24 protein-coding genes are annotated in these 22,248 nt (G+C 71.0%); 6 read left to right on the top strand and 18 right to left on the bottom strand.

Annotated elements, in window-relative coordinates:
• Positions 1-19 precede the first annotated feature (19 nt).
• The 4 genes from ASC81_RS10295 to ASC81_RS10310 form a co-directional block, all read right to left on the bottom strand.
• The gene (locus ASC81_RS10295) at positions 20-1,567 is read right to left on the bottom strand and encodes a DUF1800 family protein (protein ID WP_082536429.1); all 1,548 of its coding nucleotides are present in this window, start codon (positions 1,565-1,567) and stop codon (positions 20-22) included.
• A gap of 128 nt (positions 1,568-1,695) precedes the next feature.
• Positions 1,696-2,178 (bottom strand): response regulator, encoded by a 483-nt coding sequence (locus tag ASC81_RS10300; RefSeq protein WP_056266168.1) that lies wholly within the window; start codon positions 2,176-2,178, stop codon positions 1,696-1,698.
• Between the two features lie 109 nt (positions 2,179-2,287).
• The gene (locus ASC81_RS10305; RefSeq protein WP_056266171.1) at positions 2,288-3,028 is read right to left on the bottom strand and encodes a response regulator transcription factor; all 741 of its coding nucleotides are present in this window, start codon (positions 3,026-3,028) and stop codon (positions 2,288-2,290) included.
• Between the two features lie 11 nt (positions 3,029-3,039).
• The gene (locus ASC81_RS10310) at positions 3,040-3,648 is read right to left on the bottom strand and encodes a helix-turn-helix domain-containing protein (RefSeq protein WP_235533621.1); all 609 of its coding nucleotides are present in this window, start codon (positions 3,646-3,648) and stop codon (positions 3,040-3,042) included.
• A 104-nt stretch (positions 3,649-3,752) separates the two neighbouring features.
• On the opposite strand from ASC81_RS10310, the gene ASC81_RS10315 reads away from it, so the two are divergent.
• From ASC81_RS10315 to ASC81_RS28190, 3 genes are read left to right on the top strand one after another with little or no spacing between them, the layout of a single operon-like run.
• Complete coding sequence (locus ASC81_RS10315; RefSeq protein WP_056266177.1) at positions 3,753-4,358, top strand: HD-GYP domain-containing protein; 606 nt, start codon at positions 3,753-3,755, stop codon at positions 4,356-4,358.
• On the top strand, positions 4,355-5,143 hold the full coding sequence (locus ASC81_RS10320; RefSeq protein ID WP_056266179.1) for an ABC transporter substrate-binding protein: 789 nt from the start codon (positions 4,355-4,357) through the stop codon (positions 5,141-5,143). Before ASC81_RS10315 ends, ASC81_RS10320 begins: the two co-directional genes overlap by 4 nt.
• 7 nt (positions 5,144-5,150) lie before the next feature.
• Positions 5,151-7,658 carry an ATP-binding protein gene (locus ASC81_RS28190; protein WP_056266182.1) on the top strand — a complete coding sequence of 836 codons (2,508 nt, stop codon included), beginning with the start codon at positions 5,151-5,153 and terminating at the stop codon, positions 7,656-7,658.
• A 33-nt stretch (positions 7,659-7,691) separates the two neighbouring features.
• Here the strand turns inward: ASC81_RS28190 and ASC81_RS10330 are convergent, their stop codons facing one another.
• The gene (locus tag ASC81_RS10330; protein ID WP_156391988.1) at positions 7,692-8,375 is read right to left on the bottom strand and encodes a hypothetical protein; all 684 of its coding nucleotides are present in this window, start codon (positions 8,373-8,375) and stop codon (positions 7,692-7,694) included.
• A gap of 205 nt (positions 8,376-8,580) precedes the next feature.
• Between ASC81_RS10330 and ASC81_RS10335 the strand changes: the two genes are divergently transcribed.
• Together ASC81_RS10335 and ASC81_RS10340 are read left to right on the top strand one after the other, a co-directional pair.
• Positions 8,581-9,291, top strand: a complete 711-nt coding sequence (locus tag ASC81_RS10335) for a hypothetical protein (RefSeq protein ID WP_056266187.1) — start codon at positions 8,581-8,583, stop codon at positions 9,289-9,291.
• 3 nt (positions 9,292-9,294) lie between these two features.
• Positions 9,295-10,437: a DUF1615 domain-containing protein gene (locus tag ASC81_RS10340; protein WP_056266188.1), complete on the top strand. Its 1,143-nt coding sequence runs from the start codon at positions 9,295-9,297 to the stop codon at positions 10,435-10,437.
• Positions 10,438-10,443: 6 nt separating this feature from the next.
• On the opposite strand, the gene ASC81_RS10345 is transcribed toward ASC81_RS10340, so the two are convergent.
• From ASC81_RS10345 to ASC81_RS10385, 9 genes are read right to left on the bottom strand one after another with little or no spacing between them, the layout of a single operon-like run.
• Positions 10,444-10,974, bottom strand: a complete 531-nt coding sequence (locus tag ASC81_RS10345) for a DUF805 domain-containing protein (protein WP_056266191.1) — start codon at positions 10,972-10,974, stop codon at positions 10,444-10,446.
• 19 nt (positions 10,975-10,993) lie between these two features.
• Entirely contained in the window at positions 10,994-12,367 is a 1,374-nt protein-coding gene (locus ASC81_RS10350) for a DUF58 domain-containing protein (protein WP_082536430.1), read from the bottom strand.
• Positions 12,364-13,344: a MoxR family ATPase gene (locus ASC81_RS10355; RefSeq protein WP_056266195.1), complete on the bottom strand. Its 981-nt coding sequence runs from the start codon at positions 13,342-13,344 to the stop codon at positions 12,364-12,366. The genes ASC81_RS10350 and ASC81_RS10355 overlap by 4 nt, the downstream gene beginning before the upstream one ends.
• Complete coding sequence (locus tag ASC81_RS10360) at positions 13,341-14,654, bottom strand: DUF4350 domain-containing protein (protein WP_056266198.1); 1,314 nt, start codon at positions 14,652-14,654, stop codon at positions 13,341-13,343. Before ASC81_RS10360 ends, ASC81_RS10355 begins: the two co-directional genes overlap by 4 nt.
• Positions 14,651-15,379, bottom strand: coding sequence for a DUF4129 domain-containing protein (locus tag ASC81_RS10365; protein ID WP_235533622.1), 729 nt, complete (start codon positions 15,377-15,379; stop codon positions 14,651-14,653). The genes ASC81_RS10360 and ASC81_RS10365 overlap by 4 nt, the downstream gene beginning before the upstream one ends.
• Positions 15,366-16,112 (bottom strand): hypothetical protein, encoded by a 747-nt coding sequence (locus tag ASC81_RS10370; RefSeq protein WP_056266199.1) that lies wholly within the window; start codon positions 16,110-16,112, stop codon positions 15,366-15,368. Before ASC81_RS10370 ends, ASC81_RS10365 begins: the two co-directional genes overlap by 14 nt.
• Complete coding sequence (locus ASC81_RS10375) at positions 16,102-17,064, bottom strand: stage II sporulation protein M (protein WP_235533642.1); 963 nt, start codon at positions 17,062-17,064, stop codon at positions 16,102-16,104. The genes ASC81_RS10370 and ASC81_RS10375 overlap by 11 nt, the downstream gene beginning before the upstream one ends.
• Before the next feature lie 5 nt (positions 17,065-17,069).
• Positions 17,070-17,798: an RDD family protein gene (locus ASC81_RS10380; RefSeq protein WP_056266206.1), complete on the bottom strand. Its 729-nt coding sequence runs from the start codon at positions 17,796-17,798 to the stop codon at positions 17,070-17,072.
• Entirely contained in the window at positions 17,795-18,313 is a 519-nt protein-coding gene (locus ASC81_RS10385; RefSeq protein ID WP_056266208.1) for an RDD family protein, read from the bottom strand. The genes ASC81_RS10380 and ASC81_RS10385 overlap by 4 nt, the downstream gene beginning before the upstream one ends.
• Positions 18,314-18,496: 183 nt before the next feature.
• Here ASC81_RS10385 and ASC81_RS10390 point away from each other — a divergent pair, with 183 nt between their 5' ends.
• Entirely contained in the window at positions 18,497-19,078 is a 582-nt protein-coding gene (locus ASC81_RS10390; protein ID WP_056266211.1) for an HD domain-containing protein, read from the top strand.
• 61 nt (positions 19,079-19,139) lie between these two features.
• On the opposite strand, the gene ASC81_RS10395 is transcribed toward ASC81_RS10390, so the two are convergent.
• From ASC81_RS10395 to ASC81_RS10415, 4 genes are all read right to left on the bottom strand, one after another.
• Positions 19,140-19,601, bottom strand: coding sequence for a host attachment protein (locus ASC81_RS10395; protein WP_056266214.1), 462 nt, complete (start codon positions 19,599-19,601; stop codon positions 19,140-19,142).
• 312 nt (positions 19,602-19,913) lie between these two features.
• The gene (locus ASC81_RS10400) at positions 19,914-20,660 is read right to left on the bottom strand and encodes an amino acid ABC transporter ATP-binding protein (protein ID WP_056266217.1); all 747 of its coding nucleotides are present in this window, start codon (positions 20,658-20,660) and stop codon (positions 19,914-19,916) included.
• Positions 20,661-20,830: 170 nt separating this feature from the next.
• The gene (locus ASC81_RS10410) at positions 20,831-21,478 is read right to left on the bottom strand and encodes an amino acid ABC transporter permease (protein WP_056266222.1); all 648 of its coding nucleotides are present in this window, start codon (positions 21,476-21,478) and stop codon (positions 20,831-20,833) included.
• Complete coding sequence (locus ASC81_RS10415; RefSeq protein WP_056266225.1) at positions 21,475-22,143, bottom strand: amino acid ABC transporter permease; 669 nt, start codon at positions 22,141-22,143, stop codon at positions 21,475-21,477. The genes ASC81_RS10410 and ASC81_RS10415 overlap by 4 nt, the downstream gene beginning before the upstream one ends.
• Positions 22,144-22,248: the final 105 nt, after the last annotated feature.

The following is a 22,248-nucleotide window of genomic DNA, read 5'->3' on the forward strand; positions in this document are numbered from 1 at the left end:
GCGCGTGGGGGCATTTGGTTCACCTCTTCATGAAGTCGGGGCTGGCGAGCAGCAGGGCGACCCGCTGGGCGGGCGGCTCGGCGGCCAGCGTGCCGCGGGTCGATTCGCTGACCGAAGCGCCCAGCGTCGCCCCCAGTCGCTCGGCGCTCATGCCGCTGCGCTGCCCGAGGGTCGTCGCCAGCTGCACGCGCTGCGTCAGCGCCTCCGGATTGCGCCAGGCGGCCGCCGTGTTCTTGTAGCCGTCGGGCGTGGCGGCGCCATACAGCGGCTGGCCGGCCTGTGCCAGCGCGCCGAGCAGGTTGCGCGTGTCGGTGGGCTGCAGGTCCAGCGCGCGCAGGGACGACAGCAGGTATTGATAGGGCGTCTTGAACTTGGCCTGGTAGGCCTCGCGGCGCCAGAACTCGTCGGCGCCGATCAGCGTGCGCGTGAACTCGCGCAGGTCGCCCCCGCTGGCCCGGAAGTTGTCGGCGAGCCGGGTGACCAGGCCGGCGGGCGGGTCGTCTGACACGAAGGCCTGGGCGAACTTGAAGGCCAGGTGCCGTGCCGTGGCGGGGTGGGCGGCCAGCACGTCCAGCGCCTGCTCGCCCTCGGCCTGGCCGGCGCCCTGGATGGTCCGCCCGAGCCAGGTCTTGCTGCCGGCGTCGTGCCGGCGGGCGTCGAACGCGAACAGCTCGCCCTGGCCCCCTGCCATGGCCTTGCGCGGGTCGATGCCCCAGCCGGTCAGCATGCGCGCCAGCTCGGTCACGTCGCGCTGCGTGTAGCCGCCGTCCACGCCCAGCGTGTGCAGCTCCATCAGCTCGCGGGCGTAGTTCTCGTTGAGGCCACTGTTGCGCTGGGGGTTGGGCGCTGCACGCCGCGGCACGAAGCCGGGCGCCACGCTCTGGGCGTTGTCCAGGTAGATCAGCATGGCCGGGTGCCGCGCCGTGGCGCCGAGCATGTCGCGGAAGCGCCCGAGCACATGGGGCCGGATGGCGCGCTGCTCGTAGTCGGCCACCAGCACGCCGACGGCGTTCTTGCCGGCGAAGACGTTGAAGTGGTTGAACCAGAACTCGGTCAGCACCTCTTCGAGCTGGGCCGGGCTTTGCATCGCCCGCGCCAGCCGGGCCGTGGCGGCCTGGGCGACAAGGGGGCGGATCTGCTCGCGCACCGCGTTGATCGCGTCGGCCTCGGGCGTCATGCCCTTGGCCTTTTCTCGACGCGCGTCGCGGGCCGCCTTGACGGCCTCGCGGTAGCGGCCGAACAGTTCGGCCTGGCCCAGCTTGAGCACGTCGAGGCCGGCCAGGCGCTGCGCCAGCGGCTCGGGCTGCGGCAGGCGGCGCGGCTCCAGCTGCTCGGCCAGGAAGCGCTCCAGCCAGGGGCCAGCACCCTGCGCAGCGATGGCCGCGGCGTCGGCCGGCCGCGGGCCATGGCCGAGGCGGTTCAGCGCATGCAGGGCGCGCTCTTCAGCGCTCAAGGGTGCGTTGGCAGCGGCGCTCGTCGTCAGCGGCGCGGCCGGCACGCGGCCGGCCAGCACCAGGGCGCTGGCGATGGCGGCGCCATGGCCCAGCACAAAGCGGCGGTTTCTCATCGGCGGTCTCCAGGGTGTCGCACCGAAGAATCGCCCGACAGACGCACGGCCGTGTGGCCGGCGCGAAAAGATTTGTAGCGGCGCCGCTGACGGCTTGGCCGCCTCCCGGGCCGAGCGCCGGGGGCCGGTTAGGCCGGCCCGGGTTCAGCGCGGCAAGATTGGACGGGGGCCAACCAAACCTCCAGGCTGCGCAGGGTGGCAGCCACGTCCAGCGGCTTGGTCCAGTGGCCGTCGTAGCCGTAGCGGCGCGCCAGTTGCGATGCGACGAACTCCGACTCGGCGGTGACGAGCACGGCGGGCACGGCCTTCGGCAGGCCGGCGGCGCGCAACGCGGGCAGCAGCGCCTCGCCGCTGATGTCGGGCAGGCGCAGGTCGCACAACACCAGGTCGATCCCCCCCGCGGCCGCCAGGCGCAGCGCCTCGGCGCCGGTACGCGCCACCAGCAGCTGGCTGCCCGAACGCAGTTCAAGGATGCCCTGCATCAACATCGCGTTGACGGCATCGTCCTCGACATACAGCACACGGCTCGTGAAGCCGCACGGTCCGCCGGCCGACGGCACGCCACCCGGATCCAGGTCTGTCAGCGGGGTGGGTGGGCGGCTGAGGGTCATGTCGCAATTATCAAATCAATTGATACATCTGATCAATGCGACGACCCTCAATCGGAGGGCGCTGGATGAAATCTGCCAAATACTGCGTGGCGGCCGCCACGCCATTCGGTTAGGCGCCGCGGCCCGCTCGCAGACCGGCAAGCCCGCGGGCCAGCCGCGGCCAGCCGTCGGGCAGGGGCTGGCCCGCCGCCAGGCCACCGGTGGCGTCTTCCAGCGCGCGCGCCTGGATGGCCAGCGCCGGCTCGCCGATCAGTTCCAGCACCACCTTCAGCCCGTGGGCGACACGGCGCAGCGCCGGCCCGTCGAGCGCCTGCACGGCGGCATGGCCGTCGGCGATGTCGTCGGCAAAGCGCTCCAGGCAGCCCGCGCGAAAGCTGTCGTAAAGCGCGCGGTCGCCGCCGAAATGCTGGTGCACCGGGTCGATGCTGGCGTCGGCAGCGGCGGGCGGCGGCATGGCCGGACCCGCGGTCAACAGCGCCGCCACGGTATCCAGCAGCTCGGCCAGTGGCACAGGCTTGCGCAGCGTGCGGGCGACGCCGCGCGCGGCCAGCGCGGCATGGCGGTCGTCGTGCACGCCGGCGCTGAAGACGACCCACGGCGGCGCGCCTGCTGCCAGGGCCAGCCCGTCGGTCAGCAGCGCCTCGGCCGAGCCGTCGGGCAGCATCAGGTCGCTGATGACGAGCTGCCAGCCGCCGCTGGCGAGGGCCTTGCGCGCGTCGCTCAGCAGGCGCACCACGGTCAGCTCGACAGCGGGCGCCGAGCCGTCGTGGCGGGGCAGTTCCTCCAGCGCCAGCTCGACAAAACGGGCAATCGAGGCGTCATCCTCGATCAACAGCAGGCGCGCGCTCATGAGGGGCGCCGTCAGGCCGGCCGCGCCACCCGCGCGGCAGCGGCCGCGGCGAGCAGGGGCGGCAGCCGGGTGACCAGGTCGGTCTTGTGCACCAGGGGCACGCCGTCGAGCGCGAAGGCATACGGCTGGCGCTGTGACTCGTCCAGCGCAGTGACGACGATGAGGCGGCTGCGCGCGAACTGCGGGTGCGAGCGCAGGCTGGTGATCAGCGCGGCGCCGTCGATGCCCGGGAGCAGGATGTCGATGAGCAGCACATCGGGCTCCAGGCGACCGGCCAGCGCAAGGCCGGCGATGCCGTCGGACGCGACATGCAGCTCGGCCGCCGGCAGCTCGCGCTTGACGACGAGGCTGATCAGGTTCTGGAAATGCACCGAGTCCTCGATCAGCAGGAGGCTCAGCGGCCGGCTGGCCGCTGCAGCATCGTCGGCCCGCAGCGGCGGGGCCGATGCGGGGCCGGAGCGCGCGGCCATGCACGCCTCGAGCGAACTGCGCAGGATGCGGCGGTGGCCGCCCGGCGTCTTCCAGGCCTGCAGCTCGCCGCGGTCCACCATCAATTGCACGGAACGCACGGCCATGCCCAGAAGCTGGGCGGCCTCCGTGGTCGAACAGGTGTCGGGCATGGCGTTCACGTGGGACATTTTGCCGAATTAATCCCGATGCGCCGCGCTTGGCCATTTGATAAAAACGCTTTGATTGGACAATTCAACATCCAACGGAGCCCGACATGCCAGCCACTGCCGCCCTTGACCAGACGCCGTGGACACCGCCCGTGCAGGCTGTCGACCGCCATGCCGAGGACCCGAGCGCGCACCGCTTGCGCCTGGGACATCTGGCCGAGGGCCTGGCGCTGCGGCTCGGGATGGCGGCCGGCAGCGCCCGGCTGCTCCGCCTGGCCGCGCCACTGCACGACATCGGCGAGCTCGACGTCAGCGACGCTGCGGCCGACGACGAGCCCAGCAATCTGCACACTCGTCCGCTGCGCGGCGCCGCCCTGCTCAGCGGCTCCAGCCTTCCGCTGTTCGCGCTGGCCGCCGAGATCGCCCTGCATCACCGCGAGCGCTGGGACGGCAACGGCTACCCCCGGGGCCTGCGCGGCGAGGCGATTCCGCTGTCCGCGCGTATCGTTGCCGTCGTGGACCATTTCGACGCGCTTACCCTGCCCGGCCGCTACCGCCCCGCCCGCGCCGACGACCGCGCCTTGGCCATGCTGGCCGAGCAGGCCGGCGGCGCCTTCGACCCCGCCATCGTCGCCACCTTCATCGCCCACGCGCCCGAGTTGATCGCACTGCGCGACCGCGTCAATGCGACGCGGCCAGGGGCCCGGGCGTGAGGCGGCTGACGGCCGCCCTGCTCGCAAGCCTCGGCCTGGCCACCGCCGCCGCAGCCCCCTCCAGCGTCAGCCAGCGCATCCGCGACAGCGGCCAGCTGCGCGTGTGCATCTGGCCCGACTACTACGGCGTCTCGCTGCGCGACCCGCGCACCGGCCGGCTGTCGGGCATCGACATCGACCTGTCGGCCGCCTTCGCTGCCGACCTCAAGGTCAAGCCGGTCTATGTCGATTCGTCGTTTGCGACGCTGGTCGACGACCTGCTGGGCGACCGCTGCGACGTGGCCATGTTCGCCGTCGGCGTGACGCCGCAGCGCGCGCAGACGTTGCGCTTCAGCCGCCCCTACCTGGAAAGCGACATCTACGCCGTCACGACGCGCAGCAGCCGCGTCGTGCAGCGCTGGGAGGACCTGGACCGGCCCGGCGTGCGCATCGCCGTGCAGGCCGGCACCTTCATGGAGCCGGTGATGGCTGCCACGCTCAAGCATGCCAACCTCGTCACCGTGCGCCCGCCCGACACGCGCGAGCGCGAGCTCGAAGCCGGGCGCGTCGATGCCTTCGTGACCGACTATCCCTACAGCCGCCGCCTGCTGGACAACGCCGACTGGGCCCGCCTCGTCGCACCGACCGCGCCGTTCTCGGTGCTGCCTTACGCCTATGCCGTCAAGCCGGGCGACGCCGCCTGGTTGAACACCGTGGATAGCTTCGTCGCCCGCATCCAGAAGGACGGCCGGCTGCAGGCCGCGGCCAAACGGCACGGCCTGAGCGCCATCATCCGCAATCACTGAAGCCGCCATGCCGCACCGCAGCCGCTGGCGTCCGAGCGTCATCACCGCCAGTGCCGGCGTGCTGCTGGCCGCCACCTTGCTGGCCGGCGCGGGTTACGGCATGTGGCGCGAAAAGCTCAAGCTGACGGCTGACACGCATGCCCGCCAGGCCCTGCTGGCCCGGGTGTTGGAGGACCACGCCAGCCGCAGCCTGGACGCGGCGCAGATCGCGCTGGCCGGCCTGGCCGACGTGGCCGAGCGCGGCGCGCCGCCCGAGGTGCTGCAGGCCCTGCTGGGCCAGACGCAGACCAGCCTGGGTTTCCTGCGTGGCGTGGCCCTGGTCGACGCGGAAGGCCACGTGCTGGCTGCTGCCGACCCGGCCGACCGCGGCGTACAGATCGCCCCCACCGCCCTTGGCACCTGGCCGGCTGCCCGGCGCAACAGCGTCGGCACTTTTGTCGCGGCGCGCAGCCTGGCCGGGCTGGTCGGCCCGGCCGCGGTCGTGCCGCCGGGTGTGGGTTTCATCCCGGTGCTGCGTGGGCTGACGCTGCCCGGCAGCGGCGGTGAAGACCGCCCCGCGCTGCTCGTCGCCCTGCTCAATCCCGACGCGCTGGCCAACTTCCAGCAGCTCACGCTCAACGACCCGCGCGCCGCCGCCGCCCTCGTCGACCTCGACGGCCGGCTGCTGGCCGTGACCGACGGCGCCGAACACCTTGCCGGCGCGCGCCTGGCGTCGCTGCAGACACCCGCCGCGCCGCTGGCCCGCGTGCGCGCCGGCAGCGAGCACGGCCGCTGGGAGGGCCCCGGCCTGCGCGCGGCCGAACAGCTTGGCGCCTACCGCGCGCTACGCAGCCGGCCCCTCGTCGTCCTCGTCGAGCTGCCGCAGGCCGAGCTGCGCAGCCAGTGGCTCGCCACCGTGCGCGACCTGGGCCTGCCGGCGCTCGGCATTGCTGCGGCGCTGCTGGCGCTGTCGGCCGTGGGAGCGGCGGCGCTGCGCGCGCATGAACGCTCGCTGCTGCAGTTGGACCAGGCGCAACGCCAAGTCGCCGAGCGCGAGCGCGAACTCAGCGCCATCTTTGGCAGCGTCCAGGACCTGCTGTTCCGCACCGACGCCCTCGGCCACGTGACCTTCATCAACGAAGGCTATGCCCGCCTGAGCGGCCAGCCGGTGGCCCAGGTGCTGGGCCGGCCGCTGCGGGAGCTGTTCGGCGGCTCGGTCGCGGTGGCGGCGCTGTTCGCGGCCGGCGACGCGCAGGAGGCCCGGCCGCACCAGTTGCGCGCCGACTGGAGCGCGCCCGACGGCACGGCACGCAGCTTCGAGATCCACCTGGTGCCGCTGCGCCGCCATGCCGATGTGCTGGAGTGGGTGGGCAGCGCCGCCGACGTCAGCGGGCTGGTGCGCGCCCAGGCCGAACTGCGCGCCCAGCTCGGCCTGGCGCGCTCGCTGCTGGCCAGCAGCCCGCTGCCGATGTCGGTGCTGGACGGCGACAACCGCTACCTCGACGTCAACCGCGCCTGGGAGCAGTTCACGGGCCGCAAACGTGCCGAGGTGCTTGGCCGGCGGGCGGCCAGCTATCTGCGCACCGACGAGGCCGCCCTGCACAACGACCGCGACGCCGAGCTGCTGGCGCGCGGTGGCGAGATGAAATACGAGGCGATCTGGCACGGCAGCGATGGCCGCGAGCGCGATCTCTTCATCAGCAAGTCGACCTTCCCCGACGCCGACGGCCGGCCCATGGGCATCGTCGTCTGCTTCATGGACATCAGCGACTTCCGCGAGGCCGAGCGCGCCACCCGCGCCGCCCGCGACGCGGCGCTGCAGGCCTCGCGCGCCAAGTCCGACTTCATCGCCAACGTCAGCCACGAGCTGCGCACGCCGCTGCAATCCATCCTCGGCTTCTCCGAGCTCGGCACGCTGCGCGGGCGCGAGCAGCCGCGCCTGGCCGAACTGTTCGCCGACGTGCACCGCGCCGGCCAGCGCATGCTCAGCCTGGTCAACGACCTGCTCGACCTCAGCAAGATCGAACACGGCGCCGAGCCCATGCAGCCCGAGCGCCTGGACCTGCGCCCGCTCGCGGCGGCCGTGGCCCGCGAACTGGGGCCGCTGCTGGCGGCCCGTCAGCTGGTGCTGGACAGCGACCTCGGCGAGGACGAGCTTGTCGTGCTGGCCGACCCGCTGCGCCTGCAGCAGTTGCTGGGCAACCTGCTGGCCAACGCCATCCGCTTCTCGCCCGAGGCCGGCCGCATCGAGCTGAGCGCCGGCCACGACGATGACGGCGACGTCTGCATCACCGTGGCCGACCGCGGCCCCGGCATCCCGCCGGACGAGCTTGAAAGCATCTTCGAAGCCTTCGTGCAGTCCAGCGCGACCAAGAACGCCGCCGGCGGCACGGGACTGGGGCTGGCGATCTGCCGGCGCATCGCCGAAGCCCACGACGGCCGCATCTGGGCCGCCAACCGCGACGGCGGCGGCGCCGTCATCACGCTGGTGCTGCCAGCGGCGCACTTCGGCGACACGGCACCCGCGGCGCTTTGACGCCAGCGGGCCGGAGCGGTTGTGCGCCCGTCGCTACCAGCTCTTGCGCTGGCGGCTTCGCGCCCAGGCAATGACCGGCAAGCCGAGCAGAGCCAGCAGGCCGGCGCCGGGCTCAGGAACGACGGCGGCCTGCAGGATGTCGACGCGGTTGATGACGGGATACTCCGACCCCGCTGGACTCGACACCCGGAATTCCAGCCGCGAGATATCGGCCTGGGCACGCGCCAGGCCGACGAAGACCGCTGAGCCGTCGAAGCCCGGCCCGGTGCTGCCGGCCACCGTGTGCGTCTCCAGCAGATTGCCGCTTGCATCGAAGGCGGTCAGCGTGGCATCGAAGGCGCCGTACCGGGCGCCGTTGGCGAACTGGGTGCCTGCACCTGCCACGGCATCGGTGAAGCTCAGCGAGATCACGCCTGAGAAGCTGAGGACCAAAGCCTCGCCGGGTGTGAAGTTCGCCTGCCAGTAGCCGTTGGGCGGACCGCCCTGGTCCAGCCGCCACAGGTTGGCGCTGTTGCCGCTGCTGACGCTCGCAGCCTCGCCCAGCGCCGTAACCACCGCCGCGGTCGGGAACGAAGCATCCAGCGGAATTTGGTCCCAGTCGATGTGGTCCGTCGCGCCAAGGCTGGCGCGGCTGCTGACCAGATCGGCCATCGCTGGCGAACAGGCCAGCGCCATCGCGGCGGCAAAGGCAACTTGAAATGATCGAAGACGGCTCATATTCCCCCCTTGTGGTTGCGCGGATGATTCGCAGCGGCGCCGGGGCTGTCAACACGGCGTGCCGCGCGTCTCATCAAGCTTGAGGGCACGAACTTCGTCAGAGACCCGCGCACCGGCGTGCGGCCACCGAGCCATGGAACAGTCAGCTACAGAAGCGGCTGGGCGGCTGGGGTAGATTCCGCCGGCCCGCCCAATCCGTCCCGACATGAATCGCCTGCAAGCCGAGTTGCATCGCCTGTTCCTGCTGCCCGCCGAGGCCAGCGAAGGCCGCCTGATCGACGACACCGGCCATGTGCGGGCACTGGTCATGGCGCTGAGCGGCCCGGCCGACTGGGAGGCGCTGGGCAAGGTGTGGCGCGGTGTGCAGACGGACCTCGACCTGCCCGCGCCGGCCATTGCCGTGTCGGGCACCGATGCGCTGCAGCTGTGGTTCTCGCTGCAGGCGCCGGTGGATGCGCAGCGTGGTGCGGAGTTCCTGGCGCGCCTGGGCGCGCGCTATCTGGCGGGCACGGCGCCGGCCCGCCTGCGTCTGCTGCCGTCGGCCACGTCGCCGCCGGTCCATGCCGAGCTGGTGCCCGCGCCGCAGGCGGGGACGGAGAACTGGTCGGCCTTCGTCGCCCCCGACCTGGCGCCGGTGTTTGCCGACACGCCCTGGCTGGATATCCCACCGGGCATCGACGGCCAAGCGGACCTGCTGGCCCGCCTGCAAAGCATCAAGCCGGCGGCTTTCGAGGCGGCGATGCAGTCGCTGCGGCCCCTCCCGCCGCCGCCCGTCGTCAACGCACCCATCGAAGATGCCAAGGGCGTGGACCCGCGGCGCTTTCTGCAGCAGGTGCTGAATGACACGAGCGCGCCTCTGGCCCTGCGCATCGAGGCCGCCAAGGCGCTTCTGCAAAGCCCCGGGGCGGCGGGCTGAGCCATGCGCACCTTCGTCAGCCTGCTGCACATCCGCTGGAGCGCGCTAACGCCGGTGGCCCTCCTCGCCCTGCTGGCCGGCTGCGGCAGCCCGCCACCGGCTCAGCAGCCAGAAGGCCTGGGGCCGACCGAGGCACGCCGGCTCGTCGCCGCGGCGCTGCCGGACAAGACGCCCGGCGCCGACGGCTGGGCCGCGGACATCCATGCCGCGCTGGCCACGCTGGCGCTGCCCTCCACGGTGCAGAACCTGTGCGCCGTGATGGCCGTCATCGAGCAGGAATCCGGCTACACGGCCGACCCCGCCGTGCCGGGCCTGCCGGCCATCGCCTGGAAGGAGATCGAGCGCCGTGCCGACGAGGCCAACGTGCCCATGCTGATGGTGCGCGCCGCATTCGCGCTGGATTCGCCGGATGGCCGCAGCTATGCCGAGCGCCTGAACGCGGTCAAGACCGAGCGGCAGCTCAGTGAAGTCTTCGAGGACTTCATCGGCATGGTGCCGCTGGGCAAGCGCTTCCTGGCCGACAACAACCCGGTGCGCACCGGCGGGCCGATGCAGGTCAGCATCGCCTTCGCCCAGGCGCACGCGCAGAAGCGGCGCTATCCCTACGAGGTGAAGGAATCGATCCGCCGCGAGGTGTTCACGCGGCGCGGCGGCATCTACTTCGGCACCGCTCATCTGCTGGCCTACGAAGCGCCCTATGACGCGCCCATCTATCGTTTCGCCGACTTCAACGCCGGCCGCTATGCCAGCCGCAACGCCGGCTTCCAGAACGCACTGAGCGTCGCCACCGGCCTGCCGCTGGCACTCGATGGTGACCTGGTCTCGCGCACCGCGGCCTCAGGCGTGGGCGAGACCGGGCGCGCCGCGTTGACGCTGGCCAACCGCCTGCGGCTGAGCGAGGCCGCGGTGAAGCGCGACCTCGACCAGGGCGACGAGCCAGGCTTCGAGAACACCGAGCTGTACGAGCGCGTGTTCGCCTACGCCGAGCAGTTGGACGGCCGCAAGCTGCCCCGCGCCGTGATGCCGCGCATCGACCTGAAGAGCCCGAAGTTCACGCGCAAGCTGACGACGCAATGGTTTGCGACACGGGTGAACGACAGGCACGGGCGCTGCGTCAAGCGGCTGGCAGCGCTGAGCGGCGGCTGAGCCGGATCAGCGCGGCCCGGCAGCCTGGGCGGCACGCGCCCGGTCGGTGTAGTTCTTGTATTGCGGGATCGCCACCGCGGCCAGGATGCCGACGAAGAAGATCACCGGCATGAGAAGGCCGAGCACCCTGACGCCGAGGGTGTTGGGCGGCGGCGGCGGGCCGAAGCGGTTCTCGCCACGGCTGCCTGGCCAGAAGATCCATACAAAAACGATGACCGGCACGATGAGGGTCAGCGACCACCAGCCGCTGATGTTGATGTCGTGGCAGCGCTTGATGCCGGTGATGACGCTGAACCAGATGACGACGATGGCCGCCAGCACCGTGGCGATCGACGAGGCGGTGCCTCCCAGGCCGAACAGCAACGCGGTCAAGACGATGTAGTAGATGACCGACGCGCCGGCACCATAGGCCAGATAGCGCAGCCGGCCGATGCGGCCGCGGGCCGAGAAGAGCTTCAGCTCCGCCACCGCGGTGGACGGCAGGTCTTCCACATGGGCCCGCGGCGGGGCGTACTGGTTCATCGTCGATTCGGTCATGGGGTCCTCCTTGAAAAAACTACAGAAGCCCGGCCCGCTTGACCTGGTGATAACGGTTCACCAGGGTGGCCGCGAGCGCGCGGGGTTCGACGTCGATGGACAGCCTGTCGTGGTCCACGACGCGGGCGAAGGCATCGTCGCGGGCCTGCGCCAGCAGGTGGGCGCTCGCCACGGCCACGGCGTCGTCGGCACCATGGATGCCCTGCCCGGCGATGCGGGCCAGCGCCGTCTCGCGCAAGCTGGCCAGCAGCACGAGATGGCGGCGGCGCAGCAGGCGCAGGGCGGGCTGCAGCTCCGGCGAATCCTCGTCGCGGAAGTTGGTCAGGATGATGACGAGCGAGCGGCGCCGCAGCCGGCGCGACAAGGTTTCGGCGGCTGCCAGGTAGTCGGAGTGATGGCCGCCGGGTTGCAGGTCGTGCATCTTGTTCATCAGCGCATTGAGCGTGCCCATGCCCTTGCGCGGCGCGCAGTCGCGGCTGGCGCCCTCCTCGCCGCCAAAGGTCATCGCGCCCACCTCGTCCCCCTCGGTGAGCGCGACATAGGCCAGCAGCATCAGCGCGTCCAGCGCGTCGTCGAAATGGCTGCTCTCGCCAGCACCGGCGGACTGCTCGTCGGCACGCATGCGGCGGCCGCAGTCGAGCAGGAACATCACGCACTGGTCGCGCTCGTCCTGGTACTCGCGCACGACCGGGCGGCGCAGGCGCAGCGAGGCCTTGGCGTCGAGGTGGCGCAGCGGGTCGCCGCGGCGGTACTCGGCGAGCTGGCGGAAATCGGTGCCCTGGCCACGCTGGACGAAGTTCTTGATGCCGATCTGCGCCAGGCGCCGGTCGCCGCTGAGCCAGGCATAACGCGCCAAGGCAGCGAAGTTCGGGTAGACGCGCAGGGGCTGTGCCTGGCCCATGCGCTCGCGCACCTCGAAGGCGCCGGCACGGCTGCGCCAGAGCACCTGCGTGAGGCCGAGCACCACCATGCCGCGCTGACGCGCCGTGGCATGGAACTTCAGCGTGCTGCGGCTCTGCGCGGCCATGCGCACGCGCTGCGGCAGCCCCTCGAAGTCGAACAGCGGGTCGAGCTCGTCGAACACCTGCAGCGACCAGGCCAGCCGACCGGGGTTGACGAGGTCCAGCTTCAGCTCGGTCGGCGCGCCGATGGCGAATGCGGCCGGCAACCGCCGCTCGACACGCAGGCCGCCTAGCCGCCACAGCCGCAGGCTGCGCCACAGGTCCCAGCCGGCAAAGGCCAGCAGCACACCAAGCAATCCGCCGGCCAGCGGCGCGACGGTAGCCAGCGGCGCACCGAAGCTCAAGGCGAAGGCAGCGGCCAGCCCCAGCCCGGCCAGCACGGCAATGCTGGCCCGCGTGGGCAGGACGATGCGACGCGCAGCAGGGTTCAAAGCCGCGGCGCCTCCACGCTCTCCAGCGCCGCCTGCAGGATCTCGTCCAGGTCCCGGCCCTCGATCTGCGCATCCGGCGCCATCGTCACGCGGTGGCGCAGCACGGCCAGCGCCTGCGCGGCCACGTCGTCGGGCGTGATGAAGTCGCGCCCGTTGATCAAGGCCATGGCGCGCGCCGTGCGCACCAGCGCCACGCTGCCGCGCGGGCCGGCGCCGACTTCCAGGCCCGGCCAGTTGCGCGTCGCGCGCACCACGCGCACCGCGTAGTCGATGACCTTGGCATCGGCATGCACCAGGCCGCAAAGGCGCTGCAGCTCCAGCACCTGCACATCGTCCAGCACCGGCTGCACGGCCTCCAGCGGCAGCTCGTGGCCGGCGCGGCCGGTGGTGACAAGCTGCACCACCGCCGTCTCCTCGTCATGGGTCGGGTAGCCGATGCGCACCTGCAGCAGGAAGCGGTCGAGCTGGGCCTCGGGCAGCGGGTAGGTGCCTTCGGTGTCGACCGGGTTCTGCGTGGCCATCACGAGGAAGGGCCGCGGCAGCGGCAGGGTCTGGCCCTCCAGCGTGGCCTGGTACTCCTGCATCACCTCCAGCAGGGCGCTCTGGGTCTTGGCCGGCGCGCGGTTGATCTCGTCGGCCAGCAGCAGGTTGGTGAACACCGGCCCCTTGCGCACGCGCAGGCGACCCAGGCCGGCGCCGGTGTCGTCCAGCACGCTGTGGCCGACGACGTCCGCCGGCATCAGGTCGGGCGTGAACTGCACGCGCGCGTACTGCAGGCGCAGCGCCTGGGCCAGCGCCCGGGCCAGCAGCGTCTTGCCCAGGCCCGGCACGCCTTCGACCAGCACATGGCCCGAGGCGACGACGGCCACGAGCATCTGCTCCACGGCCTGCACCTGGCCGACGACGGCCTTGGCGATTTCGCTGCGCAGCACATGCAGCCATTGCGTGGCGAGCTTGAGTTCCTCGGGCTTGATCATGGTGGGGAGAGCCTTTCTTCGGGAGTTCGTTGGAGCCGGCGCCGGGCGGTTTCGAGCACCTGCAGGCGCTGCGGCAGCTCGGCGCGGGTGCAGAAGCGGGCGGCCAGGGCGGCGTAGATATCCACCGCCGCGAGCCCGGTCGCGGTCGCGATGGCCTGCACGCGCTCGTTGACCGGCAGACGCGCGTAGCGCGGCAGGGTGCGCATCGCTGTCTCGGCGAGCGCACGCTGCTGGGCCGCCAGCAAGGCCTCGCGGCCACTGCCTTGCAGATAGGCGCCCAGGCCGCGCACCTGTTCGGAGATGGAGCGGCGCAGCCGCGGCGCGGGCGCCAGCCGCGGCCCGAAGCGGACGGCGCCGCGCCACAAGGCAGCTGCCAGCGCCAGCAAGCCGATGACGATGGCGATCCAGCCGCTGTCCCACAGCCAGGGCAGCAAGGCCTCACGTTTCTCGTTCAGGTAGATCCAGACCGCGGCGCCCGGCTCGGCCTGCACGGCGGCGGCGAGCACCAGGGAGTTGTCGCAGGGCAGGACGAACTCGTTGTGGAAAAAATGGTGGCCCGCGTTGAAGACCGTCACGCTGCCCTGCCCGACCGGCACCCGCAGGACCTGCACCGCCCGATGCGGCAGCTTGGCCGGCAGGGCCTGCGTCTGCCGCGCTACCAGCGTCTGCGTGGCCGGCGTGCCGTCAACGCGCGCCAGCGACCAGGCGGCGGCATGGCCCGGCTTGGCACGCAAGGTCCACCCCGGATCGAAGAAGGCATTGCAGGCAGCCACCGCCTCCGTGCCGCCCCACAGCGGCGGCGTGGACGCCAGGGTGCTGCGTACCTGCGCCGTCGCGGCGCGGCCTCGCAACGCAGAGGGTGCGGAGGGCATTGAGGCGGCCGACGAGGCCGGTGAGGCGGATGAAGCCTTGGGCCGCTCGGTCGACTTCACATAGACCGCATGGATGGGCACCCAGTTGGCCAGCGCCGTGTCCTGCCAGTCGTCATGCGCCGTCAGCACCAGGTGACCGCCACGCCGGACCCATTGGTGCAGTTGCTCGCCCCGTTCCGGCATCAGCTCCCAGTCTTGCGAAAGCAGCACGAGGCGCGCCCCCGGCGGCGGGAGGCCCGTCAGGGACTCGTGATGCTCGGCCTGCATGCCCAGGCGGCGTAGCAGTTGTTCGGCGGCGTAGACGCGGTTGTTACGGGCCTCTCCCTGGGCGGGCCGCGGGCGCTCGACGTCTACCCACTCGGTGTTGAGCGACAGCCACCAGCCGCCCAGCACAAGGCCGACCACGACCAGCAGCCAGGCCAGGCGTTCACGCGTCATGCCGGCACTCCCGACGCTGGCAGATGCCCGTCAAAGCCCTGGCACAGCGCCTCGATGACGTCGGCCGGCACCTGTCGCCGGGCATAGGCCACGGACTGCCAAGCGCCGACAAGCTGCGCCAGGTAGGCATGCGGCGCGGGAGTCAACCGCGGCGCCGCCAGCGTCAGGCATTCGCGCTCCGTGCTGGCCGCGCGGATGGGCACGCCGTGGCCGTGTACCAGGCGCGAGAGCGCGCCCCGGTACAGCAGCGACAGCGCGGCGCGCTCTTCGCCGCGGCTCAGCAGGCTGCGCGCGGCGGCGCCGATGTCGGCGGGCAGGCTTTCAGGGCGGATGTCCAGCGTGCCCACGTGCGTGGGCGGCAGGGCTTGCAGCGCCGCGCCGCCGGACCCGCGGCCGAGCCAGTCACGCAGGCGCAACAGCACCCAGATCAGCAGGCCCGCCCCCACCAGCCATATCGCCACCCGCATGCCGGCCGAGAGGTTGCCGATGAGGTCCAGCCACCAGCGGACGTCATCCTGTTCGGTCGGCTTGTCCTTCTCCTTGTCCTTGAAGCGCAGGACCTTGGCGGTCTCCAAGCCGGGGAGCAGCGGGTCGGCCCGCACGACGCTGGCCGCGGCATGGACGGCGCTGGCACTCATGGCCGGTGGCGCCACGGCCTGCGCGCCCGCGTCCGAAGCCGCGAGGCAAAGCAGCGCCGCCAGCATCGCGCCCTCACGCGAAAGCACGGCGGAACTCCTGTTCGATGTCCCAGGCCTCCAGCGCGACGCGCCGGTTCAGGTACATCGCAAAACCCGCCGCCACGTAGAAGGGCTCCAGGAACAGCACCACGGCCATGTAGCTCACCGACATCAGGAGGTGCATCCCCAGCTCCCCGGCGGCGTGCGAACCGGGGTTGACGAGCCACTCCCAGACATCCGCGCTGCGGTTCTCGGGCGCAAACCACCACAGCAGCGCGACCAGGCCATAGGTCAACACCGCCTCCGCATGCGCAAACGCCGTCTGCAGGGCGGTGGCAGCACCGCGGTTGTCGTTGAGCATCAGCTTTGAACGCTTGCGCCGGGCGCCGCCGCGCTGGCCTTCGAGCTGCTCGATCGGCTGCGTGTAGGCTCGCCACGGCGAGACGCGCCGCCAAAGCAGCGTGCGCAGCAATTGCCCACCCAGCACTTGGCGCCGGGCGCGCCACAGGTCGCGCCAGTGCGTGGCCTCGCCGAACACCGCGCGCGCCAGCACGAACACGAGGACGCGGTCCAGCCAGGGCTTGAGCCAGAAGACGATCAGCACGGGCGCCCAGCCGTAGCTGTCCACCGTGCACAGCGCCAGCACGGCCACGACCAGGAAGACCGGGGTGAAGCAGCGCCAGATCGAACGCGCATGCCGGCGCACCAGCGCCAGGCCCAGGTCACAGGCCTCGCTCGGGCTGCGCGGGCGCAGCGCAATGGCCAAGCCCTCAACGCGCATGCGTGCGCCCTCCGCGGCCGGCCAGCAGCAGCCACATCAGCACCAGCGCCCAGCACAGCGCGGCCACGCCGTACTTCACCGCCGGCGCGATCCAGGCGGCACCGGACCAGAATGCCTCGAAGAAGGCCGCCACCAACAGCAGGAAGAAGGCCGCGTAGACCAGCGGCACCGCCGCCAGGGCGGCCGCGCGCAGGGCTTCCAGCCGCGTCATGCGGCCCGGGGCCAGCCAGCCCAGGCCCAGGCGCAGGCCGGCAGCGCCGGACAGCACGATGCCGGTCAGCTCGAAGGACGAATGCGTGGCGACGAAGGGCCAGAAGTTGTGGCCCAAGTCCACCCGCGTCAGGTGACCGGCGACGGCGCCGATCATCAGCCCGTTGTAGACCAGCACGAAGGCGCTGCCGACGCCGGCCAGGATGCCCGCACCGAAGCAGCGAAAGCCGATGCCGATGTTGTTGAAGATGTAGTAGCCGAACATCTGCCAGTCGCCGCCGGCCTCGCGCAGCCGGCCCATGGCCTGGTTGCCGTCGGCATACATCTGCTCGTAACGCAGCAGTTGAGCGGCATTGAGCAGCCGCAGCGCGAAGTCGGGACCGGTCAGCGCCAGCGCAAAGGCCAGCACCAGCGGCAGCACGAACAGCGCCAGCGCCAGCAGCACGAAGCGCCCCTGCGCGCGAACGGCGCGAGGCAGGTCCCCCCGCAGCATGCGGCCGAGGCTGCGCAGCCCGTAGTCCTGGCGCCGGTAGATGAGCTGGTGGGCGTCCTGCGCCAGGGCCTCCAGCCGGGCCACCAGGTGGATGGGATAGGCCCGCGATTGCGCCAGCGCCAGGTTCTCGCAGACGCGCCGGTAGCGCAGCGCCAGCAGCGCGCCGTCCACGGGCTTGCCTTGCTGCGCCTCGGCAAGCTGCTCGGCGAAGTCCTTCCACAGCGGCCCGTACGCGGCCTCGAAACGCATGGGGGTCAAGCGCGCCTCCCCATCAGCCACTGCGCCACGCCCATCAGCCGCTCGACGGTGTCGCGCTTGGGGTCATCGGCCTTCACGGGCGGCAGCACCGCGGTGGCCATCTGCGCCAGTTCCTCGAAGCGGGCCGGCGTCAGGCGCTTGGCCCGCCCGGCCCAGGACAGGATGGCCGCCTGCTCGCGTGCGCTCAGCGGTCGCGTGGGCGCCAGCGGCGCGGCCGGCGGCGGCGTGTCGTTCAACACCACCGGCTCGGCATGGACGACCAGCGTGCCCGCCGCCAGGTCGCCCAGGCGCTTGCAGTCGCGGTTCAGCAGCATGGCCACGATGCCGAAGCCATAGGCCAGCGGCAGGAAGTCGGCCACCCGCAGCAGGTTGCGCGTGAACGAGGCCGCCGGCGTCACCGGCAGGCCGGTGTCCATCACCACGCGCAGGCCGACGGCGCGCTTGCCCGGCGTGGCGCCCCAGCGGCTCAGCTCGAACACGATGGGATAGAGCCACTCGACGCAGAACATGCCTAGCAAGATCAAGCCCATGCCCAACCCGCCCCAGGCACCCAATGCCATCAGCAGCCCGAGGTCGACGACCAGCCGGATCAGCAGGTCGAGCAGGAAGGCCATCGTGCGCGCCACGAGGCCGGCCGGCTGCAGGGACAGGCCGACGCCTTCCGGGGTCTCGACGAGGGCGAGCGTGTCGACACGCTCGGCCCGGGCCGTGGGCGGCGCGTTCAGAGCTTGATCACCTGGGTGTCGGCAATCGAGTCATGCAGACATTTGCGCGACGTGCGAAAGATCAGCAGCGAATCGATCAGGCTGTAGATCATGACAACGCCGACGCTGATGCTCATCAGCAGGCCGACGCCGTAGCGCAACCCGAGCAGCCGCCAGGCCTCGGGCCTGGAACCGTCGGAGCGCACGATGCGCAGCTTGAACAGCATCTTGCCGAGCGTCTGCCCGCGCGTCACCAGCGGCCAGCCCTGGACGAGCAGGAAAACGACCACCCCGAGGGCAAACGAGCCGGGCATGATGGACCAGATGCCGTCTGCGGCTGCCTGCGTGTCGGCATCGGCGATGGGCTTGAGCACAGGGATCATGAGCACACCCCAGAGCACGGCGGCGGCGATGACGCCGTCCACCAGCGCCGCGATGAAGCGCGTCCCGCGCCCGGCCAGCACGGCCTCGTCCGGCGCAAGGTCCGCCACATGCGCCTGCGGCGGCGCAAAACGCTGGTCTGCCACATCCGACATTCACTGCTCCCTGGTTTTGCGGCGGATTCTGCCGTGGGTTGGCCGGCCGCCGGATGGGTGTTCTTCACCTTCCGGTGATGCCGGCGAGGCCGCCGGCCCCGTCTTGCCGACCAGTGCCGGACGCGACAGGCGGCCACCCTGCGCCGGCCCAGAATGCGACCCATGCACAGCCTTGGAGCCCCCATGAACGCACGCGCCAGCTTCACCCGCATGGACCAGAGCAGCCGCGAGGACTGGGGCGTGATCGTGCCGGAGGCCATGCAGATGGCGCGCACGCTGCCGGACCGCGTGCTGGCGCATCTGCAGCTGCTGGACGGCGACTTCGGCGGCTTTCCGGTGGACCGGCTGACGCACTGCCTGCAGACCGCCACGCTGGCCCACTGCGATGGGCGCGACGAGGAGTACCTCTGCTGCGCGCTGCTGCACGACATCGGCGACACCCTGGGTTCGTTCAACCACCCGGACATCGCCGCTGCCATCCTCAAGCCCTTCGTCAGCGAAGAGAACCTGTGGATGGTTCAGCAGCACGGCATCTTTCAGGGCCACAACTTCTTCCACCACATCGGCCTGGACCGCGACATGCGCGAACAGTTCCGCGGCCACGCGCATTTCGAGCGCACGGCGGCGTTCGTCGAGCGCTATGACAACCCCGCCTTCGACCCGGCGGCCGAGGCGCTGCCGCTGGACTTCTTCGCGCCCATGCTGCGCCGGCTGATGGCCCAGCCGCGCCAGTCGATCTACAAGAAGGCGATGGCTGAGGGCTGAGCCAGACGGTGGCGGGGAAGCGGCGCAGCGCCGTAATGCCAACCCGCGGTCGGCGGCGTCGTCACCCCGCCAGGCGGGAGGACAGCCCGTCGGGCAGGCGCCGGGTCAGGTCGGCTGGGCTTTCATGCACCACGTCCTTGTTCTGCTCGCTCTCGACGACGGCGGCCACGTTGGCATCCAGCGCCTTGCGCAGATAGCCCAGCATGCGCGGCGCCGCGATCAGGTGCAGGGCGTCATAACGCTTCTCCCGCTGGCACTCGGCCAGGCGCTCGGCAATGCGGGCGGCGAAGGCCTGGGCCTGCAGATGGCGGTCGGAATCGCTGGCCGAGACGGTGGCCTGGCCCTGCGGACCGGTACCTCCGGCGGCGCGCCGGCCATGCGGGGCGTCGTGAAAATCAGACTCACGGGCATGCGCGCCCGGGTCAGTCAGTTCCTCGACGGGCACCAGGTCGCCGGCCTCGGGCGGCAGTTCAAGGATGCGGGCAATGGCCTCGTCGGCCGCCACGAGCCACACAGTCTTCATCGACTACTCCGTTCATGGAAGGAGAGCCGTTCCGGCAATCGGTGTTCCAGGGCCTGTTAACACTCCGGCAGCAGGCCGCGTTGTGACCAGAAAGCCCGCGAGCAAGGCGCGAAACGAAGCTTGGGTGGGCCCAAGCAAGGCTTCGCAACGCCGCGCGCGGGCTTGCTGGTCACAACCCGCAGGGAAGGCCATCCGCCAGGGGCCACTCGCCGTTGCACCGCTTGCCCGCATATCAATGCGGGCGGCGCGTTGCGCCTTGATTGGCCCCTGGCGGTTGGCCTTCGCGGCCTACTGCCGAAGCGTTAACAGGCCCTAATCGTTCAGCGACGAGAGGAACTGCTGCAGCTCCGGCGTGCGCGGCGCGCTGAACAGCTCGGCAGGCGCGCCGATCTCGTGCACGCGGCCCTGGTGCATGAAGATGACGCGATCGGCCACCTTGCGGGCGAAGCTCATCTCATGCGTGACCATCAGCAGCGTCATGCCCTCATCCGCCAGCGACTCGACGACGCGCAGCACCTCGCCCACCAGCTCGGGGTCCAGCGCCGAAGTGATTTCGTCGCACAGCAGCACGGCCGGCTCCATCGCCAGCGCCCGTGCAATCGCGACACGCTGCTGCTGGCCGCCCGAAAGCTGCTCGGGCATCGCGTCGAACTTTTCTGCCAGGCCCACACGGGTCAGCAGCCTGCGCGCCTGCTCGGCGGCATCGGCGGCGCTGCGCTGCTTCACCAGCGTCGGCGCCAGCATCACGTTGCGGCCGACGCTCAGGTGCGGAAACAGATTGAAGCCCTGGAAGATCATGCCCACCTGCTGGCGCAGCGTGCGCATGGCCATGGCGCTGTCGTAGAGCAGCGGCTTGCCGTTGACGGTCAGCGCGCCGTCCTGGAACTGCTCCAGGCCGTTGATGCAACGCAGCAGCGTGCTCTTGCCCGAGCCGCTCTTGCCGATGATGGCGATGACCTCGCCGCGCACGACGTCCAGGTCGATGCCCTTGAGCACCTCGTTGGCGCCGTAGGACTTGCGCAGCGCGGTGATGCGGACGATGGGGTCAGAAGTCGACATGTCAGTGCTCCATGGCGCTGAGGTTTTCGGGCCGAGCGCCGGGCCGCTCCCAAGCCGGCCCGCGCTGGCGATGTGCTTGCGGCTCGATGCCGCGAGCATCGCCGTCCCCGCCGGGGACCGACCAGGGGCGCCCGCGTACAGCGCGGCGCGCCTGGGCGAGGGGCTTCACGTCAGCGAGCATGGCGCTTGCCTTCCAGATGTTGGGCGAAAAGGCTGACGGGGAAGCACAGCGCGAAGTACAGCAGCGCCACGCAACCGAAGACGAGGAAGGGCTTGAAGCTGGCGTTGGCGATCATGCTGCCGGCCTTGGTCAGCTCGATGAAGCCGATGACCGACGCCAGCGCCGTGCCCTTGATGACCTGCACGAGAAAGCCAACCGTGGGCGCAATGGCCAGGCGGCCCGCCTGAGGTAGCACGACGTGGCGCAGCTGCTCGCCGAAGCTCAGCGCCAGGCTGCGCGCGGCCTCCCACTGACCCTTGGGCACGGCGTCCACGCAGCCGCGCCAGATCTCGACGAGGTAGGCGCTGGTGTAGAGCGTCAGCGCCAAGGCCGCCGCCGTCCAGGCCGACACCTCCAGGCCCAGCAGTGCCAGGCCGAAGTAGGCCAGGAAGAGCTGCATCAGCAGCGGCGTGCCCTGGAAGAGCTGCACATACAGCGAGATGAGGCGTCGCGTGCGGTTGCCCAGGCCGAGGCGCAAGGTCAGCAGCAGGCCACCCACCAGCCCGCCGCCGACGAAGGCGATGGCCGACAGGGCCACCGTCCAGCGCAGGGCCAACAACAGGTTGCGGACGATGTCCCAGAGGGTGAACTCGATCATGCCGGCCTCCGCCCGAAGATGAAGCGCGGCCCCGCCCACATCAGCAGCTTGCGCGCCGCAATGGACAGCGCCAGATAGGCGAGCGTCGCGATGATGAAGGCCTCGAAGGCGCGGAAGTTGCGGCTCTGGATCAGGTTGGCGGCGTAGCTCAACTCCTCCGTCGAGATCTGTCCGCAGACCGCTGAGCCCAGCATGACGATGATGATCTGGCTGGTCATGGCCGGCCAGACGCGCTGCAGGGCCGGCGGCAGCACCACGCGCGTGAAGGTCTGCACGGGGCTGAGCGCCAGGCTCTGCGCCGCCTCCCATTGCCCGCGCGGCGTGGCCTGGATGCCGGCGCGCAGGATCTCGGTGCCATAGGCGCCGAGGTTGATCGTCATCGCGATCAGCGAGGCCGCCTCGGGCGACAGCTTCACACCCATCGCCGGCAGGCCGAAGAAGATGAAGAACAGCTGCACGATGAAGGGCGTGTTGCGCAGCAGCTCGACATAGGCACCGAGCAGGCGGCGCAGCCACACCGGGCCGCTGGCGCGCGACCAGGCGCCAAGGGTTGCGATGAGCATGCCCAGCGGCGTGGCTACCAGGGTCAGCCCGAGCGTCCAGGCCAGGCCCTTGAGCAGCAACGGCCATTCGGCCAGCACCGCGAGGAAGTCGAAGGTAATCATGGGCTCATGCCTCCTGCTGCCGAGCGTCTTCGGCGAGGACGGACTGAAATGCAACCACAGAGACACAGAGAAATAGGCGCTCTGTGCTTCCTCTGTGACTCTGTG

This window comes from Pelomonas sp. Root405, from assembly GCF_001425165.1.
Taxonomy (GTDB): domain Bacteria; phylum Pseudomonadota; class Gammaproteobacteria; order Burkholderiales; family Burkholderiaceae_C; genus Pelomonas.

What these genes read in the sequence shown, in the direction of transcription:
- ASC81_RS10295 (WP_082536429.1), bottom strand. Translation starts at nt 1,567, where the DNA reads ATGAGAAACCGCCGCTTTGTGCTGGGCCATGGCGCCGCCATCGCCAGC.
- ASC81_RS10300 (WP_056266168.1), bottom strand. Translation starts at nt 2,178, where the DNA reads ATGACCCTCAGCCGCCCACCCACCCCGCTGACAGACCTGGATCCGGGT.
- ASC81_RS10305 (WP_056266171.1), bottom strand. Translation starts at nt 3,028, where the DNA reads ATGAGCGCGCGCCTGCTGTTGATCGAGGATGACGCCTCGATTGCCCGT.
- ASC81_RS10310 (WP_235533621.1), bottom strand. Translation starts at nt 3,648, where the DNA reads ATGCCCGACACCTGTTCGACCACGGAGGCCGCCCAGCTTCTGGGCATG.
- ASC81_RS10315 (WP_056266177.1), top strand. Translation starts at nt 3,753, where the DNA reads ATGCCAGCCACTGCCGCCCTTGACCAGACGCCGTGGACACCGCCCGTG.
- ASC81_RS28190 (WP_056266182.1), top strand. Translation starts at nt 5,151, where the DNA reads ATGCCGCACCGCAGCCGCTGGCGTCCGAGCGTCATCACCGCCAGTGCC.
- ASC81_RS10330 (WP_156391988.1), bottom strand. Translation starts at nt 8,375, where the DNA reads ATGAGCCGTCTTCGATCATTTCAAGTTGCCTTTGCCGCCGCGATGGCG.
- ASC81_RS10335 (WP_056266187.1), top strand. Translation starts at nt 8,581, where the DNA reads ATGAATCGCCTGCAAGCCGAGTTGCATCGCCTGTTCCTGCTGCCCGCC.
- ASC81_RS10340 (WP_056266188.1), top strand. Translation starts at nt 9,295, where the DNA reads ATGCGCACCTTCGTCAGCCTGCTGCACATCCGCTGGAGCGCGCTAACG.
- ASC81_RS10345 (WP_056266191.1), bottom strand. Translation starts at nt 10,974, where the DNA reads ATGACCGAATCGACGATGAACCAGTACGCCCCGCCGCGGGCCCATGTG.
- ASC81_RS10355 (WP_056266195.1), bottom strand. Translation starts at nt 13,344, where the DNA reads ATGATCAAGCCCGAGGAACTCAAGCTCGCCACGCAATGGCTGCATGTG.
- ASC81_RS10360 (WP_056266198.1), bottom strand. Translation starts at nt 14,654, where the DNA reads ATGACGCGTGAACGCCTGGCCTGGCTGCTGGTCGTGGTCGGCCTTGTG.
- ASC81_RS10370 (WP_056266199.1), bottom strand. Translation starts at nt 16,112, where the DNA reads ATGCGCGTTGAGGGCTTGGCCATTGCGCTGCGCCCGCGCAGCCCGAGC.
- ASC81_RS10375 (WP_235533642.1), bottom strand. Translation starts at nt 17,064, where the DNA reads ATGCGTTTCGAGGCCGCGTACGGGCCGCTGTGGAAGGACTTCGCCGAG.
- ASC81_RS10385 (WP_056266208.1), bottom strand. Translation starts at nt 18,313, where the DNA reads ATGTCGGATGTGGCAGACCAGCGTTTTGCGCCGCCGCAGGCGCATGTG.
- ASC81_RS10390 (WP_056266211.1), top strand. Translation starts at nt 18,497, where the DNA reads ATGAACGCACGCGCCAGCTTCACCCGCATGGACCAGAGCAGCCGCGAG.
- ASC81_RS10395 (WP_056266214.1), bottom strand. Translation starts at nt 19,601, where the DNA reads ATGAAGACTGTGTGGCTCGTGGCGGCCGACGAGGCCATTGCCCGCATC.
- ASC81_RS10400 (WP_056266217.1), bottom strand. Translation starts at nt 20,660, where the DNA reads ATGTCGACTTCTGACCCCATCGTCCGCATCACCGCGCTGCGCAAGTCC.
- ASC81_RS10410 (WP_056266222.1), bottom strand. Translation starts at nt 21,478, where the DNA reads ATGATCGAGTTCACCCTCTGGGACATCGTCCGCAACCTGTTGTTGGCC.
- ASC81_RS10415 (WP_056266225.1), bottom strand. Translation starts at nt 22,143, where the DNA reads ATGATTACCTTCGACTTCCTCGCGGTGCTGGCCGAATGGCCGTTGCTG.